Consider the following 16,220-nt stretch of genomic DNA (forward strand, 5'->3'; position numbering starts at 1 on the left):
TAATGACACGCATTGACAAAATTTTTTTGAAAAATACGATACAAAACGGATAGTTGTGTGCTATAATTGATACATAACGTATCGAGTAATAAATTCTAGGGGGAAGCAGCTTGATCGACGCACAAGGCAATAACCTCATATTTTTATTGTGTGCCCCACGTAGCGGAAGCTCGCTTGCGACGGTTATGCTGCAGAATCATAGCAAAGTATTCGCAACGCAAGAGATGTGGTACTTGATGAGCTTGTACGATCTCAAGAACAATCCTTTACGACCTTATGGCGGCATGGGAATCATCAAGCAGTTCTATAATGCGATCGTTCCCAATGAGGTGTTTGAGCAAGCGTGCCGATCATTCTCCTTACAAATTTATAACGGTTTGCTGCAAGGCAGCGGCGCAGATCTGGTAGTGGATAAATCACCGCGCTACTATTACATCTTGGAGTTCCTCGATAAGCTGTTCCCGCAATCCAAGCGGATATGGCTCATCCGTAATCCGTTCAGCATCTTATCCTCTTATAAGAAAGTATATGCTGACAGTCATGAAGGCTTCAATCTTGCCGATGAATTGTACAATCCGCAATTCAATATCAAGATGACGGATCTGACAGCAGGAATGTTTAGATACTATGATTATTTTTCGGAGTCGCACCCTTTGGCCTATCGTCTTTTTTACGAACAGATGGTTTCTAAGCCGGAGGAAGAGATGCACAAGCTGTGCACCTTTTTGGGTATATCCTACGAGCAAGGAATTGAGAAGTATGGCAACCCGGTCAATTCCGTTAAATCGGATATGTTTTACAGCATGGGGGTAGGGGATCCGTTACTAGCGAACCATACCGAACCTCATTTGAACTCTATACATAACTGGAAAGAAGTTTTACAGAAAAATGAAGTTGAAATGTACGGCCGCGTTCTAGGCGCAAGATTGTTCCATCAGCTTGGCTATAGCGAACAATTGGCGGAAGCGGAAAAATGGGTAGGCGTGAAGTTCGACGATGAGCCTGATCAGGAGCTTTTGCAGCTGCGAACTACGCAATTGGCAGAAGTAACCGGATGCAAGTGGCAGGCCAAGTATCGGATGCAGTCCGAAAAGGCGGGTATACAAACAGAACCGGATGTGATTCATAACGCTTCGGTGGATTCTCAAGTATTTCAGCTTCAGACGACACTTCGAGCGCTTGAAATGAGGCTGGAGAACAGCTACTTGGAGCAGAAGCGGCTTCGAAAGCAATTGGATACGATCCGGAATAAGGTAAACCTGGTTAAATCGCTGATTCCTTTCGGTCATCGCATTACACATTGGGCATCGGATCACTTGATTCATCGCAGGAGGAAACCATGAGCGCCATAACGGGTATTTATAATTTTGATGATGCTCCGGTATCTTTGGAAGAAAGCCAATCGTTAATGAACGCCTTGCAACGTTATTCCGCTGATGCGACAGATACGTGGCAAGAGGGTTCCGTCTTTCTTGGCTGTCATGCCAAGTGGATCACACCCGAATCCGTTCATGAACGGCTGCCTCATTATGATAGCGAGCAACGGCTCGCCATTACTGCCGATGCCATTATCGATAACCGCACAGAATTATTCGGTAAATTGCAGGTGGAATCCCACTTAAGGGGTACCATCACGGATAGCGAGCTTATTGTGCTTGCATACCGGAAATGGGGCGTTGATGCGCCGAAGTATATCATAGGGGATTATGCTTTCGTTATCTGGGATGTGAAGAACAGACAGCTGTTTGCAGCCAGAGACATCTCCGGCAATCGAACGTTTTATTATCATTATCGCCATCGACAATTTGCTTTCAGTACAGCTGTTTTCCCTCTATTGACATTGCCGAGTGTGAAGAAAGAGCTTAACGAACTTTGGCTTGCTGAATTTCTTGGCATATCCGGCACATATGAGTCTGTTGATATTCATTCAACCCCTTATCAACAGGTAGAACAACTCCCCCCTGCGCATACACTGATCATTAGTAACGGGAAACTGGCACTAACCAGATATGCGAATATATCGGATGTAGAGCCTCTGCATCTGAAATCCAATGCAGATTATGAGGAAGCGTTCCAAGAAGTTTTCCAGGAGGCCGTGAATGTACGGCTTCGTACGCACAAGCAGGTCGGCGCTGCTTTAAGTGGCGGACTGGACTCCGGCGCGGTCGCCAGCTTTGCGGTCAAGACGCTGCAGCAGCAAGGGAAACAGCTGCATGCTTACAGCTACGTGCCTGTAGGCGATTTTGAGGATTGGACCTCTAAAACGCTCATCGCCAATGAGCGGCCCTATATCCAATCGACTGTGAGGCATGTCGGCAATATCCGGGAGAATTATCTGGATTTTGCAGGCACGAGCCCTTATTCCGAAGTGGATGAGCTGCTTCAAACGCTGGAAGTTCCTTATAAGTACTTTGAGAACTCTTTCTGGATTAAAGGGTTATATGAACAGGCTGAACGAGATCAAGCCGGTGTATTGCTTACCGGGGCAAGAGGGAACTTCACGATTTCATGGGGTCCGGCCATGGATTACTACGCGAAGCTGCTTAAGTATCTGAAGCTTGGCAAATTTTACAAGGAAATCCAGATGTACAGCGGTTTGACTGGAGTCGACAAGTCCCGCCTCATCCGGGTTGCCGGCAAGAAGGCGTTTCCCTTCATGGTAAGAGGTTCTTACGGGGACGTTCAGGTTAAGCTGCCTGAACACGTCAATCCGGATTTTGCCAAGCGAACGGATCTTTTGAATAGAATGCCTGCCGAAGACAATGAGATGCTGGGAAAACTGGCGGATGCCGTAGAAGTAAGAAAAGAGAGATTCAGCAATCTCTCCATCGCCAACAAAAACGGCGCACTGGCTACCAAAATGTCCCTTCGCTACGGATTATGGGAAAGGGATGCGACAAACGATCCGAGAGTCGTACGCTTCTGTTTATCCGTGCCGATCGAGCAATACGTCCAGAATGGCCAAGATCGTTCGTTAGTGCGGCGTGCCACGCTGAACTATTTGCCGGACGACGTCCGGCTGAATCAGCGGAAGCGCGGCGTGCAGCCTGCAGACTGGGTTCATCGTATGCTGCCCAAGTGGTCTTTCTTTATCTCGGAGCTGCAAGCGCTCTGCAAAGATGATTACGTGGCTGAATATCTGAATGCCCGAGAGATTCAGCAAGCGATCGCGGAAATTGGCGTGCCCAAGGCCGATCAAGCCTTTAATCCGCGGGTCAAAATGCTGATGCACAGCTATATCGTTTCCCGTTTCCTTCATGATTTTCACCAACAGGAAGCGAATATACATAATTACCAATTAACTTGAAAGGAGGTGAATACTATGGAAAAGAAAGAATGGCAACAACCATCTTTGGAAGTATTGGAAGTTAGCATGACTGCTGCTGGCGCCGGTACTAAAACAGTTGACTGGGTTTCTCCTCACGACGCTGACCTTTACAGCTAATTCTTTATGATCTCGTACTTAACCATGCAAGTCGTTTCATGCTTCGGGAAGAATAAACCTCTGTTTATTCTTTTCCGAACCATGAAAATGAAGCGGCGCTGTCCTGTCGAAAGACGGCGACAGTCGTTTCTGTTTTTAGGGGAAGGGGGAAGTATAAAGCATATGAAAGTATTGTATAGGGCATTTGGAATACGAATCAGCTCGACGATTCCACTTCCGGAATTGCCTCTTGATCATTCGATCAACGATAACGTCGATGTGACGGTTGATACAGGGGATCTCGCTTCACTATGGAATGAGATGGTGACTGGCGAGGATAATTTTGTCGCTAGAGAGGATACGTTTATTTTTAAAATAGCGGATACGGCCACATTTTGTATCCAAGGCGGCAGTAGAATCGTTGTTTCTTCGATTCCAGGCGCTGATGCTGATAAAATCCGCCTCTTCGTGCTGGGGACTTGCATGGGCGTTATCCTCATGCAGAGAAGAGTGCTGCCCTTGCACGGCAGTGCCATCGTGATTGACGGCAGAGCTTATGCGATTATCGGCGAGTCGGGAGCAGGTAAATCGACACTTGCTGCTGCTTTCCTCCATCGCGGTTGTCAGCTTCTTACGGATGATGTAATTGCTGTCTCCATAGATCCGGACTCCGGTCAGCCGATGGTTCATCCCGCTTATCCGCAGCAAAAGCTATGGCAGGAAAGCATAGACCGACTTGGCTTGCAGTCTGACGGCTTTCGTCCCATTTTCGAGAGAGAAACCAAGTATGCAGTGCCTGTAGCCTCCGAATTCTCCCAAGAGGCTATACCTCTTGCCGGCGTGTTCGAATTGGTGAAATCCCAAGACGAAGAGGTCGCCTTGCATAAGTTTTCGAGACTCGAGCAATTGCATGTCTTTATGAAACATACATATCGTTCTTCGTTGATTCCGCAGTTAGGCTTGGAGCAATGGCTCTTTTCCTTTGTTACAAGCATGGCCAGCCAGGTAGATACCTATCGGTTAACTCGGCCTATCAACGGATTTACAGCACAGGATTTGGCGGTACAAATTGGGCAAATAGCGGATAAAGGGGTGTGCGTATCTTAATGTCTATTTTACAAATAGCTTCGAATCAACGTATTGCTCAGAACGAAGGGAATCTGGTCAGCAACATGGATGGAGAAAAAGTCATGTTGAGCATCAAGTCGGGAAAGTATTACAATCTTGGCAGCACAGGCGGGCGGATATGGGAACTCATTGAGACGCCTGCTACGCTTCAACAAATTGTTGAGACTTTGTCAGCGGAATATGAAATTGAGGCTTCGGTATGCGAGGAGCAAGTACGAACCTTTTTAACATCCTTATCGAAAGAGGGACTTATCCAGATCAGAGAGGAACTGTGAGCAATGTGGAAAAAGGTAAGGACATTGCTGAGGCTCCATCCAAGGATGATACTGCTTCTATTTGAGGCTCTGTTTTATTTGGCATGGGCGCGCATATTGAAATCAGTCCCGTTCGCCAAGGTTGCTCCGTCGCTGGGCAATCGCCGTGAGGAGACTCCGCATACGGGGAATCAGCCTAATGAAACGTTAATTAAAGATATCTCTAAAGCTGTCCGCATGATGAGCCGCAACACCATATGGGAGAGCAAGTGCCTGGTGCAAGCCATCGCGGGAATGAAAATGCTGGAAAGACGCAAAATTGAAAGTACGCTTTACTTGGGAACGGCTAGAGATACCAATGGCAAAATGATTGCCCATGCTTGGTTGAGAAGCGGTTCCATTTACATTTCAGGAGCAGAAACGATGGACAAATTCACTGTCGTTGAAGTTTTCGGCAAGCGGATTCAGCGATTAGAGAGTTGAGGGGAACAAGGAATGGGGAACGTATACGCGCTTGATACAAGTAAGTGTCCAAAGGAATTAGAAGAGATCCTAGCGATCTTGCGGGTGCAAGGGAGCAGTCCGCCTGTTCAGACGGATGGTTCCGATATAGACTGGAAGCACTTTTTCCAACTTGCCAAGCATCATCGAGTATATCCGACCCTATACGCCAGGCTGAACAAGCTTGAAAGTGGGCGGATACCTGCGTCTGTCCTGCAGGCTCTGAGAGCTCAATACAACAAGAACATGTTCCAAATGCTGCATTTGAGCGCAGAGATGGAGCGTGTTTGCAGTTCCATGGATAAGCAGCAAATTCGGACTTTAACGCTGAAAGGGCCGGTGCTGGCCCAAGAATTGTACGGCGACCTTTCCCTCAGGACGTCCAAAGATCTGGACATTCTTGTGCATATCAGAGAAGTCGAGCAAGCGGAACTAGTGCTTGAGGAGCTTGGCTATGTTATTCAAGATAATCCGGTTCGCGTTCTGGATTGGAAATGGAAGTTCTATCACATCGCTTATTATCATCCGCAGAAGCAGGTCGAAATCGAGCTTCATTGGAGCCTAAACCCGGATATGGCCAAAGAAGAACCGCAATTTGAAGAACTTTGGGCAAGGCGAAGAGTCAGCTCGCTCGGCAGCGGTACGGTCTTTTATTTGGGCAGTGAGGACTTATTTTTTTATCTTGTTTCTCATGGGTCCAGGCATGGCTGGTTCAGACTGCGTTGGCTCGAGGATATCGACAGGCTGGTCAGAAAAGGGATTGATGCCAAAGCGCTGCACGCGCTATTGAAACAATACAAAAGCGTCCACTTGGGAGGGCAAGCGTTCATTCTCGCATCTCAGTTATTGGATACACCGTTAACCGAGGAGATGAGGAGTTTGTTTACCGGTCGCAGATCGTTACAGCTAGCACAAAGCACGCTGCTTTTTATTTATACGATGGCTGTTCTCTGTCCGGATCCGCCGCCTGAATTGGCAAAGCCTTTTCGCTCTTACTTGTTGTCTCTGAAGAACCGAAAGCAAAAATGGACCTACTATTTGAACCGCATGTACCCAAGCTCGAAGGATGCCCTTATGTTGCCGTTGCCCAAGGCACTACATTTTCTATACTTTCCATTACGCCCCTTCCTCTGGTGTTGGAGACAAATCAAGCAGCAATCATCGTTATAGGAGGGAATGTGATGGGGGAGCTTCTTTTTTTTGTAAAAAAACTGTACGCAGTTACAGGGAAAAAGCTATTTTTGAATATCGGCAGTATGATCACGGTAAGTTTGTTAGACGGAATTAGCATTTATTTGCTAGTGCCCATGCTTGGGATAATCGGCTTCTTTCAGATCGATGCAGCGAAGAGTTTGCCTATTCCAGGTCTATCTCATTTGCTGCAGAATGTGCAAAGCACATTAAATTTGCCGATTATTCTTGCAATGTATGTCCTCATCATTGCCGGCCAAGCCTTATTACAGAGAAGTCAGGCAATCCGCAGCTCGCAAATCCAGCAGCACTTTATCAGGCATTTGAGATTTGAAACGTATCGGGCGCTCATGCAGGCCAAATGGGACTTTTTCCTTGTGAAACGAAAGTCGGATTTCAGCCATATTTTGACGACGGAGCTGGCCCGGGTCAACCAGGGAACCAATATGTTCATGCAGTTAATTACTTCTGCCATTTTTACGGCGATTCAGATTGGCCTAGCTTTTTGGCTGTCCGCCAAACTAACAAGCGTCATTCTGGTCAGCGGTATTGTTATATTCGTGGTTTTTCGAAAATACGTAAGGAAGGCCCAGTCGATAGGCGACCGGACGACGGAGCTTTCGCAAAGCTATTACGCAGGGATTACGGAACATTTTAACGGCATTAAAGATATTAAAAGCAATCGGCTCGAGCACATTCATTTAACATGGTTTCATGCTTTATGCAAGCAAATCGAGGATAACGTCACCCAGTTCATCAGGCTGAACTCAACGACACAATTCCTTAGCCGTATTACGGCAGCGGTACTTATTGTCCTTTTTATTTATGTATCATTCGGGGTGTTTCATACACCTGCTGAGCAGATGATGGTGATCATTATCATTTTTGCCCGATTGTGGCCGCGCTTTAGTTCCATTCAATCAAGTTTGGAAACGATGGTATCGATGTTCCCGGCATTTAAATCCGTGATTCAACTTCAGCAAGAATGCAAGGACGCACAGGAATGGAGCGTGCAAAAGGATAGAGGCATCTCTCCCGCGATCCCGGTTGAGCATGGAATCGAATGCAGAGATGTCTGCTTTCGCTACAGCAATGACCAGCATTCCTATGCGCTTCATGATATAAATATTCATATTCCTGCAGGCGGTCTTACGGCCATTGTAGGCAGGTCAGGAGCTGGTAAAAGTACCTTGATCGATATCCTCATGGGGCTCATGCAGCCGGAGAGCGGTCAAATGCTCATTGACGGTGTGCCGCTCACCCCCGATAAGTTTCTTCCTTTGAGAAGCTCGATTAGTTATGTATCGCAGGATCCGTTTCTGTTCCATATGAGCATTCGCGATAATTTGAAATTGGTGAACCCGGCAGCGAGCGAACAGGAAATGTGGGAAGCGTTGGAATTCTCGGCCTCCGCCGAGTTCGTGAGCAAGCTTCCGCAAGGACTGGATACGGTCGTTGGAGATCGGGGAGTGCGATTGTCCGGCGGCGAGCGTCAGCGAATTGTGCTGGCAAGAGCTATTCTCAGAAAGCCATCGATTCTCATACTTGACGAAGCGACAAGTGCGCTGGACGGTGAGAACGAATTGAAAGTTCAGCAGGCGATCGATCGATTAAAAGGAAAAATGACCATAATCGTTATCGCACACCGGTTATCGACGATTCGTGGGGCCGATCAGGTCATTGTATTGGATAAGGGCGAATTGATTCAACAAGGAGGCTACCAACAGCTTTCGCAAGAAACGAGGGGGATATTCAGCAAACTGCTGGGTTATCAAATCGAAGCACGCGCCTAATGGAATGTGCCCCTGATCAAGGAGAGAGAAGCTTCTCATTCATGGTGAGACAGCTTCTCTTTTCCAATTGATCGATCAACAAGCGCACCGATTCCTCGATCGTAAGCCTCTCCGTATCAATAACGATGTCAGGCCGTTTCGGCACATCGTATCCTGCGGATATACCCGTGAAGTTGGGGAGTTCTCCGCTTCGCGCCCTCTTATATAACCCTTTGGGATCTCTGCGTTCACATTCCTCCAGCGAACACTTCACGTACACTTCGAGAAAATCATCGGGATGAAATAAACCCCTCACCATAGCGCGGTCATGCTCATTCGGTGAAATAAAAGCCGATAGCACGAACAATCCGGCATCGACGAATAACTTCGATACTTCTCCGATTCGTCGAACGTTCTCTTTGCGATCCTGTTCGGAGAACCCCAAGTCTGCATTAAGTCCATGTCTGATATTGTCACCATCCAGGACATAGGACCGAATGCTTCTTAGGTGCAGCTCCTTTTCCAGCGTGAAAACCAGCGTCGACTTCCCGGAGCCGGATAAGCCCGTAAACCATAATGCGCAGCTCTTGTGTCCGTTGGCCAGATGGCGTTCTTGACGACTTAAGTTGGAGTGATGCCATGTAATCGGCTGATTAGGAACGGATGGTTTCAAACAAGCTCACCTCTACGTTATGTATCTTATATGATTCATTATGTATCATATTAACACAAACTTGCAGAAAGTGACAGCTATGCTGACGTGGATTTACATCATGGAGTCGGCTGCTTCAGCGATGACAAGTGGAGCGGTTAATCGTTATCTCTAATGACGACAGTCGTTGATGAATAATTAGGATCTATAGACGAATTAGTATATGGCTCTGGCAGCAATTGCAACGAGAATGTTTCCAGCAATGGTTCTTTCGTGGAGTCATTCACTAATTGTATCTGAATAGATTTCACCGTTTCACCATCTGAAAAAGTTAGTAGGCCAGAGTTCGCAATGAAGTCCTTGCCAGCCAGTGCGTCCTGTTTAGGCAATGTAGTTGTCCTATATTGCGCTCTTAATACTCCACTGCTGCTTCCTGTGCGTACGACATTAACGGTTACTTTTCCTGAACCTTCATCAACTGCACGTGCCAAGGTATCGAACCGGAGTGTACCCTTATATGTACTATAAATGATATATTTGCTTGCATCTATTAGTACGATGCCGTATTTTTCTGAAATAACTTTAAGTGTTATTTTCTTTACTCCTTCCTGCAAACCGGCAAGTGAAACAGTAGCCTGGTGCATAAAGTTCCCGACGTCAACCATAGGAAAAGACCTTCCGTCAACATCTACAGTAATCGGCTTAATTGGTCCAACTGCATTGATTTTTGCTTCAACAATGAATGTAGGCGTACTAACGGTTTGATAGTTAGTGGGCAAACCCCAATTGAATTCATCCACCACTCCATCATCATATGCTGCCGATGCATTCATTGGAAGCAGCGTGGAGAAGAGCAAGGTAAAGATAAGAAATACGAAAGTTAGCTTTTTTCGATTCAGGACCATGATCTAAAATACCTCCTAGTTTTCATCTTATCAGTTTATTTCGTCTTATCGGAGCGGTTAATCGTTATCTCTAATGACGACAGTCGTTGATGAATAATTAGGATCTATATAGGTATAACCCCAAGGATTAGGCAGTAGCTGTAATGAGAATGTTTCCAACAACGGTTCTTTCGTGGAGTCATTCACTAATTGTATCTGAATGGATTTTACCGTTTCACCCTCTGAAAATCTTAGCAGGCCTGAGTTCGCAATGAAGTCCTTGCCAGCCACTGCATCTTGTTTGGGCAATGTAGTTGTTTTGTATTTCGCTGTTAATTCCCCACTGCTGCTTCCTGTGCGAACGACATTTACGGTTACTTTTCCTGAACCTTCGTCAACTACGCGTGCCAGGGTATCAAACCGGAGCGAACCTCTAATCGGACTTGGATCATAGATGAAATACCTGCTTTCTTCTAGTACTAGATTTCCTTTATAAGTAGCTTTAAATGTAAGCTTCTTTACTCCTGCTTGCGACCCTGCCAGTGATACTTCATAGAATCTCGTATATCTCTCAACAAAAGAAAAATCAAGAGGCCTTCCATCAAGACTTAAAGTAAGCGAGTCAGCTACAATTTTGGAAGCTATAGCTACAGTGAAGTATGGTGTATGTATGGTTTCGTTGTTAGAGGGATAATTCCAAAATAATTCACCTACCCCTCCACCATCAGTTACAGCCGATGCATTCATTGGAAGCAGCGTAGAGAAGAGCAAGGTAAATATAAGAAATACGAAAGTTAGCTTTTTTCGATTCAGGACCATGATTCAATATACCTCCTAATTTTCATCTTGTTAGTTTAGTTCGTCTGGAGCAGAAAGAAACAGCTATGTTGGGGTAGATTTCCATCATGGCTGCGGCTACTAATTGACGATAAGAGGAGCGGTTAATCATTATCTCTAATGACAACAGTCGTTGATGAATAATTAGGATCTATAGATGATTGACCTGAAGAATCCGGCAGCAATTGCAACGAAAATGTTTCCAGCAACGGTTCTTTCGTGGAGTCATTCACTAATTGTACTTGAATGGATTTTACCGTTTCCCCCTCCGAAAAAGTGAGTAGGCCGGAGTTCGCAATAAAGTCCTTGCCAGCCAGTGCGTCCTGTCTAGGCAATGTGGTTGTCGTATATCTCGCTGTTACTACTCCACTACTGCCTCCTGTGCGAACGACATTCACGGTTACTTTTCCTGAACCTTCGTCAACTACGCGTGCCAGGGTGTCAAACCGGAGTATACCTTTACCCGGATTTGTATTATAAATGATATATCTGCTTTCTTCTAGTAGTACGGCACCTGTTTCTGAAGTAACTTTAATCGTTAGTTTCTTTACTCCTTCCTGCAAACCGGCAAGTGAGACAGTACCCTGGTGCATAAACCTCTCGACATCAACCATAGGAAAAGACCTTCCATCAACATTTACAGTAGTCGACTTAATAGGTCCAACTACTTTGATTCTTGCTTCAACAATGAATGTAGGTGTGTGCACGGTTTGGTAGCTAGTTGGCGATTCCCAATAGAATTCATTCTCCCATCCATCAGATACAGCCGATGCATTCATTGGAAGCAGCGTGGAGAAGAGCAAGGTAAAGATGAGAAATACGAAAGTTAGCTTTTTTCGATTCAGGACCATAATCCTATATACCTCCTATTTTATATTCACCTAATGATAGTAATAATAGGGAAAAATTGTAATAGTCCATTGGAGGTATTCATTCGACCACAACGCCGGAAACTCTGTCGAAAAAGCGTTATATATGTACAAAACCCCCACATCGATAGATCGAAAGTGGGGGTTTTGTACTATATTAGTTCGTCTTATCAAGTTGGAACTTAACGCTTTTATATCCGGTGAGATCGTCAGCAGTCTCAAGCTTTACGGTATGGTTTTCTTTGGGACTCAGATCCAATAAGCTTCCTTGTGCGGTCCCGACCCTTTTTCCGTTCCCATTATAAAAGACTGCAGTAAAGACCGCGTTTTTAAGCTCTTTCGCTCCATCGTTTCTCACCTCGGCAACGATCTCCCACCCGAGCTTTCCTTTCACAACATTTAAATCATAGAACGATAGATTATCAGCTTGGTATTCGCCTTCACTAATGGTGCTTTGTGTTTTGTCTGAAATGTAGATCGATCGCGTAGCCTCTTCCCATTTCACTTCTTTACCAAGTAATTCTCCTACAGCTTTTAGGGGCACGTAACTGGATCCATCGATAATTTCCACTTGAATGTTGGTTTTATTGCCCTCCACATAAAGTTTAATGTCAGTAGCGGCAAAAACTCCGGCTGAGAATGTTAGTGTTAGGGCAGATGCGAGAATCATGACTTTGGATAGTTTCTTCAAATGAGTCCCTCCTCAAGAAAATGTATTTATGTTACATTCTGTATCAACACGAGTATTCCTCCTATCAGCCGACTAATTATCGCAAAAGAACAGCACTATTTCTCGCTTTTTAAGCTAAAGCTGGGCTTCTTCATGTGTCCGAGCATACAACTCTCGCATAGGATACCATAAGAGATAAAGTAGGAGAGAGACCTGCGATTCAGATAGAGTAGCACAAAATAAGAGAAAGGAGAGAGAGTCGTATGGCGGGAAGAGTTAGTTTAGCTGATTATCCTCGAATGGCGGGAGAGACTACGGATGACGGGAGATTCCAGAGAGCGCTTACATCTATAGGTTCTTCAGGCACCTTATATGTGCCAAGCGGTATTTATACGGTTCAATCCAGCATTGCACCCAATGTTTCTTCAATTAGTAATGTGGCTCGTTCAGGAGGTCTCACGATTGTCGGAGACAATATGTACTCCTCGGTCATCCAGTATACAGGTTCGGAATATTGTTTCGATTTTACGTTGAATCAAAATGAGGTCGACGCTTTATGGATGGTCAACATTCAGATTGATACCACAACGGGCGGAGGCGTGAAGCTCCCGCAGGGCGGACAATTGTATTTTGATGGCTTTTTTCAGAATGGATGTGCCTCAGGAAAATGGGGCATTTATATGGACGGTAAATTTCAGTCCGGCTATGGCGTATATATGGTTGAAATTACACGTTCCCGGTTTTGGAGAGATGCATCCCTGGGCGGTTATCAAGGCCAAGCTCTTTATATTTACGACTATCACACGATCAGTGTAAGCCAAACGTTCATTTCCCAAACCAAATTTAATGGGTCTATAGTTGTGATCGTTGACGGCAAAAATTGCTCGTTCCGGGATGTGGCGATTGAGGGGGGAAATCCGTCTACGACCCAACAGACGATGCTTGAATTCCGCGGGTTTAACTCGAATATAACTCTTGAGAATTTATATTTGGAGGGAAATTGGAACACAGGCATTTATTTCGATCCGGACGGAGCGGCCAAAAATGTGAACATCTACGGTTTGTATGCGTGGTGCTATAACCGTAAAGAATCCATTGCGTTAATTCCCGGTAAAAACGATAATATCAACATCGAAGGACTCGTCTATAAATGCGATTCCATAGAAAGCAGCGTGAACGTAATTATTAACGACGAGTTCAATCGTGTCCGCATCATGGATTTTACGAATGACTCTTGGCATCAGAACCAAAGAAAACGTCCTATGAAACAGAAAAGCTTTCAGCTTATTACTGACAATTCATTGGACACTGTTGTAACCAAGAGGGATAAGATAGAGCTTGCCTATGGTCAGAATATAAATACGGAATTCTGGCTGCCGACGCCAGGTACCTATGTCGTATCGATTACGGTTACCAGAAATGATTTGAACCATGGCAGTATGGCCTACTATTTGGTGACCTATGACGATAAGGTTTATGATTTTGCGGATGTTCAGAAGATCGGAAACACGGTGAAAAAAGGCGATGCTCCGTTTATCCCGAATTTTAATGTTGCCGTCAACAGTCAGGGTAGAGTTTTTGTTAACGGATCAGGTCCGTCCCCTCAGATTTGGTACCTTTATTATGGTTACTATATGCTTGCGCAAACTACCTATTAACGCTAGAAAAATGCTAAAAGGACTGCCGTACGGGGCAGTCTTTAGCTTTGTCTCATAAATTTAACTAAAAATGTGAGTTTTCACACAATTTCACGCTTCAAGAACTTGTAATTGCACAAATCAAATGATACAATTTGTATCAAAATATAACGAGGATGTGCACTATGTGAAACGCTGGAAGATAGTTGTCTTCAGTTCTACTATTGCCAGTACCTTGTTGTTGGGCAGTTGCGTTTATTGGAGGCTCGAACCGAGCCGTCACTTTGATCAAAGTGAACTGCCTGTTGTTTCCATGCCAGAAGAAATACAAAATGAATCATCAGAAGCGTTAACTCATGATGGTATTCAAAACTCCAGTCTTAGTCCAGCATTCACTCCTTCATCGACGCAATCCTTTAATGTGTTGCTGCTCGGTATCGATGCACGCGGCAACGAGAATTCGCGGTCGGACGTCATCATGGTCATTCATGTCATACCTTCCGATAAAAAAGCCAATGTCCTGTCAGTTCCGAGAGATACGCGAGTTAATCTACGTAATGTGGGCTATACCAAAATTAATCATGCTCATGCACTTGGTGAAGCAAAAGGAGGGAGCCATCAAGGAACGGAAGCAACGATGCAGGCCGTCAGCGATTTTCTAAGAATACCGATTAATTATTATTTGAAAACAGACTTTAAAGGTTTCGAACACTTTATCGATGCAGTCGGCGGCGTTGAGGTCGAACTGAAGCAACAGCTGCATCTTCGCAGCACCCAGAAGGATTTGCCGGCAGGTAAGCAGAGAATAGGAGGTGCTACAGCACTCAGCTTGGTCAGAGAAAGATGGGCCTTCCCTGAGGGGGACTTCGGACGCCAGAATGCACAATATCAAGTTTTGCGAAGTATTGTACAAGAAGCTCTTGCCCCCAAAAACATGAAAAAAACCATTAGTCTTATTGCCGGCATTAAAAAGGATTTGATTGACACCAATTTTCGTGATAGCGATATCATCAGCTTAGCATGGATGTTGGAAGATATGAAAGCGTCTGATTTTCAATATTCGCAAATACCGGGCCGTAGTGGATATGACCTCGATCCGATTGAACATACTCAGTTGTATTACTGGATACCCGACATGGCGGAAGTAAAAGAGATAGTGGAAGAATTATTTTCATGATGAATGTTTACGAAAGTAAAGGAGTGAAGCTTCGTGCAAATCGTTCAACCCATACGAGACCATGAGAAGATAGAAGAGATTCAAGAAATTTTAAAAAGGCATTCAATGCGTGACTGGTTGCTGTTCACTATAGGTATTAATTCCGGCTTGCATCTCAGTGATTTACTGACGTTGAGAGTAAAGGATTTGAAAGATAAGAGCAAGGTAACGATTAGAGAAGAAAAGACAGGTAAAGAAAAGACTTTTTTTATCAATCAGCAGCTCTCCGAGAAAATTAATGAGTACGTCGCTTACATGGATGATGAAGATTTTCTCTTCCCTTCCCAACGTACAGGTAGACCCATAAAACGAATTCGAGTATATCGAATTTTGAATGAAGCGGCAAAGCAAGTAGGGCTTGAAGATATTGGGACGCACACCTTGCGCAAGACATTCGGATATCACTATTATCAAAGAACAAAAAATATATCCGTTCTCCGTGATTTGTTTAATCATTCCGCCCCGTCCGTAACGTTGAAATATATCGGAATCGGCCAGGAAAAGCAAGCATCCAGAGGCTGACTCTATAAATGATGTCGCTTTCATTCCTTGAGGTGTATTCGCTTCTGACACTCCGCCCGAGATCGTTTCTTTTGAACCTGCGGATTATTCTGTGATTACCACGAATACTTTGCATGCGGCAGTGACTTTAACGGACGATCAACCAGGTTCTCGTGTGAAACTGATGCTGCTGGATGAGAATTATCAGCTGGTTGCGGAGACATGAATTGGGGGTGGAATTAGAACCCTTTATCATACTCTGTATGTAGATGCCAACAAACGATTATTGAAACGAAATCAGGTTCCTGGTGTAATTGTCGATTTTGATGAAAATCGGATTCTATATACAGCTTATGATAAAAGGCTCCATCTGTTGGAAGGTTTGGAGGGCCGCGACACTTTGGTGTATGGGAAGACTGATAAAATCGGAGCGAAGCTGACGCCATCCGGTGTTGTGTTCACTGCCGGACTTTATGAGGACGGTTAGGTGCATACCTTGCTTTGGAACCGGGGTGTGACAACAGATACAGGCATGAACTATATCGAATTGTACTGTGATGGGGATGAACGGCTGGAAGTAAAGGGCAGTTATGTGCTTCGGCCGGGTACTCATCGGGTGGATTGGGCGATTCAGCTACGGGCAGGGCATTGAGCTTTTCTATTCAAGACATGTCTTCATACGGG

General features: G+C 45.1%; 18 protein-coding genes. 13 read left to right on the forward strand and 5 right to left on the reverse strand.

Translation table 11 applies throughout. The features are described 5' to 3' along the window. The first annotated feature begins 110 nt into the window (after positions 1 to 110). The 8 genes from ICC18_RS06410 to ICC18_RS06445 all read left to right on the forward strand — a co-directional run bounded on the left by ICC18_RS06410 (position 111) and on the right by ICC18_RS06445 (position 8,291). Positions 111 to 1,343 carry a sulfotransferase family protein gene (locus tag ICC18_RS06410; protein WP_188173533.1) on the forward strand — a complete coding sequence of 411 codons (1,233 nt, stop codon included), beginning with the start codon at positions 111 to 113 and terminating at the stop codon, positions 1,341 to 1,343. Then, on the forward strand, positions 1,340 to 3,307 hold the full coding sequence (locus ICC18_RS06415) for an asparagine synthase-related protein (RefSeq protein ID WP_188173534.1): 1,968 nt from the start codon (positions 1,340 to 1,342) through the stop codon (positions 3,305 to 3,307). The genes ICC18_RS06410 and ICC18_RS06415 overlap by 4 nt, the downstream gene beginning before the upstream one ends. Positions 3,308 to 3,322: 15 nt before the next feature. Beyond that, positions 3,323 to 3,445, forward strand: a complete 123-nt coding sequence (locus ICC18_RS06420; RefSeq protein WP_188173535.1) for a paeninodin family lasso peptide — start codon at positions 3,323 to 3,325, stop codon at positions 3,443 to 3,445. A 162-nt stretch (positions 3,446 to 3,607) separates the two neighbouring features. Then, positions 3,608 to 4,531, forward strand: coding sequence for a phosphoenolpyruvate carboxykinase (ATP) (locus ICC18_RS06425; protein WP_188173536.1), 924 nt, complete (start codon positions 3,608 to 3,610; stop codon positions 4,529 to 4,531). Continuing rightward, positions 4,531 to 4,827 (forward strand): lasso peptide biosynthesis PqqD family chaperone, encoded by a 297-nt coding sequence (locus ICC18_RS06430; protein WP_188173537.1) that lies wholly within the window; start codon positions 4,531 to 4,533, stop codon positions 4,825 to 4,827. Before ICC18_RS06425 ends, ICC18_RS06430 begins: the two co-directional genes overlap by 1 nt. Before the next feature lie 3 nt (positions 4,828 to 4,830). Next, the gene (locus ICC18_RS06435; RefSeq protein WP_188173538.1) at positions 4,831 to 5,289 is read left to right on the forward strand and encodes a lasso peptide biosynthesis B2 protein; all 459 of its coding nucleotides are present in this window, start codon (positions 4,831 to 4,833) and stop codon (positions 5,287 to 5,289) included. A 12-nt stretch (positions 5,290 to 5,301) separates the two neighbouring features. Then, positions 5,302 to 6,477: a nucleotidyltransferase domain-containing protein gene (locus ICC18_RS06440; protein ID WP_188173539.1), complete on the forward strand. Its 1,176-nt coding sequence runs from the start codon at positions 5,302 to 5,304 to the stop codon at positions 6,475 to 6,477. Positions 6,478 to 6,488: 11 nt separating this feature from the next. After that, positions 6,489 to 8,291, forward strand: coding sequence for an ABC transporter ATP-binding protein (locus ICC18_RS06445; protein ID WP_188173540.1), 1,803 nt, complete (start codon positions 6,489 to 6,491; stop codon positions 8,289 to 8,291). Positions 8,292 to 8,307: 16 nt separating this feature from the next. Here the strand turns inward: ICC18_RS06445 and cysC are convergent, their stop codons facing one another. The 5 genes from cysC to ICC18_RS06470 all read right to left on the reverse strand — a co-directional run bounded on the left by cysC (position 8,308) and on the right by ICC18_RS06470 (position 12,203). Next, positions 8,308 to 8,943: an adenylyl-sulfate kinase gene (gene cysC / locus ICC18_RS06450; RefSeq protein WP_188173541.1), complete on the reverse strand. Its 636-nt coding sequence runs from the start codon at positions 8,941 to 8,943 to the stop codon at positions 8,308 to 8,310. Between the two features lie 137 nt (positions 8,944 to 9,080). Continuing rightward, the gene (locus ICC18_RS06455; protein WP_188173542.1) at positions 9,081 to 9,827 is read right to left on the reverse strand and encodes a Calx-beta domain-containing protein; all 747 of its coding nucleotides are present in this window, start codon (positions 9,825 to 9,827) and stop codon (positions 9,081 to 9,083) included. 57 nt (positions 9,828 to 9,884) lie between these two features. Next, positions 9,885 to 10,625 (reverse strand): Calx-beta domain-containing protein, encoded by a 741-nt coding sequence (locus ICC18_RS06460; protein WP_188173543.1) that lies wholly within the window; start codon positions 10,623 to 10,625, stop codon positions 9,885 to 9,887. A gap of 122 nt (positions 10,626 to 10,747) precedes the next feature. Next, positions 10,748 to 11,494, reverse strand: a complete 747-nt coding sequence (locus ICC18_RS06465; RefSeq protein ID WP_188173544.1) for a Calx-beta domain-containing protein — start codon at positions 11,492 to 11,494, stop codon at positions 10,748 to 10,750. 175 nt (positions 11,495 to 11,669) lie between these two features. Then, positions 11,670 to 12,203 (reverse strand): FxLYD domain-containing protein, encoded by a 534-nt coding sequence (locus tag ICC18_RS06470; RefSeq protein WP_188173545.1) that lies wholly within the window; start codon positions 12,201 to 12,203, stop codon positions 11,670 to 11,672. 242 nt (positions 12,204 to 12,445) lie between these two features. Between ICC18_RS06470 and ICC18_RS06475 the strand changes: the two genes are divergently transcribed. From ICC18_RS06475 to ICC18_RS06495, 5 genes are all read left to right on the forward strand, one after another. After that, complete coding sequence (locus tag ICC18_RS06475) at positions 12,446 to 13,840, forward strand: hypothetical protein (RefSeq protein ID WP_188173546.1); 1,395 nt, start codon at positions 12,446 to 12,448, stop codon at positions 13,838 to 13,840. A 166-nt stretch (positions 13,841 to 14,006) separates the two neighbouring features. After that, positions 14,007 to 14,996 (forward strand): LCP family protein, encoded by a 990-nt coding sequence (locus ICC18_RS06480; protein WP_188173547.1) that lies wholly within the window; start codon positions 14,007 to 14,009, stop codon positions 14,994 to 14,996. 33 nt (positions 14,997 to 15,029) lie between these two features. Next, positions 15,030 to 15,557, forward strand: coding sequence for a site-specific integrase (locus ICC18_RS06485; protein WP_188173548.1), 528 nt, complete (start codon positions 15,030 to 15,032; stop codon positions 15,555 to 15,557). 265 nt (positions 15,558 to 15,822) lie between these two features. Next, entirely contained in the window at positions 15,823 to 16,023 is a 201-nt protein-coding gene (locus ICC18_RS06490) for a hypothetical protein (RefSeq protein WP_188173549.1), read from the forward strand. Beyond that, positions 16,024 to 16,188 carry a hypothetical protein gene (locus ICC18_RS06495; RefSeq protein WP_188173550.1) on the forward strand — a complete coding sequence of 55 codons (165 nt, stop codon included), beginning with the start codon at positions 16,024 to 16,026 and terminating at the stop codon, positions 16,186 to 16,188. It abuts the gene before it with no gap. Positions 16,189 to 16,220: the final 32 nt, after the last annotated feature.

Source organism: Paenibacillus sedimenti, from assembly GCF_014534655.1.
GTDB classification, from domain to species: Bacteria; Bacillota; Bacilli; order Paenibacillales; family NBRC-103111; genus Paenibacillus_E; species Paenibacillus_E sedimenti.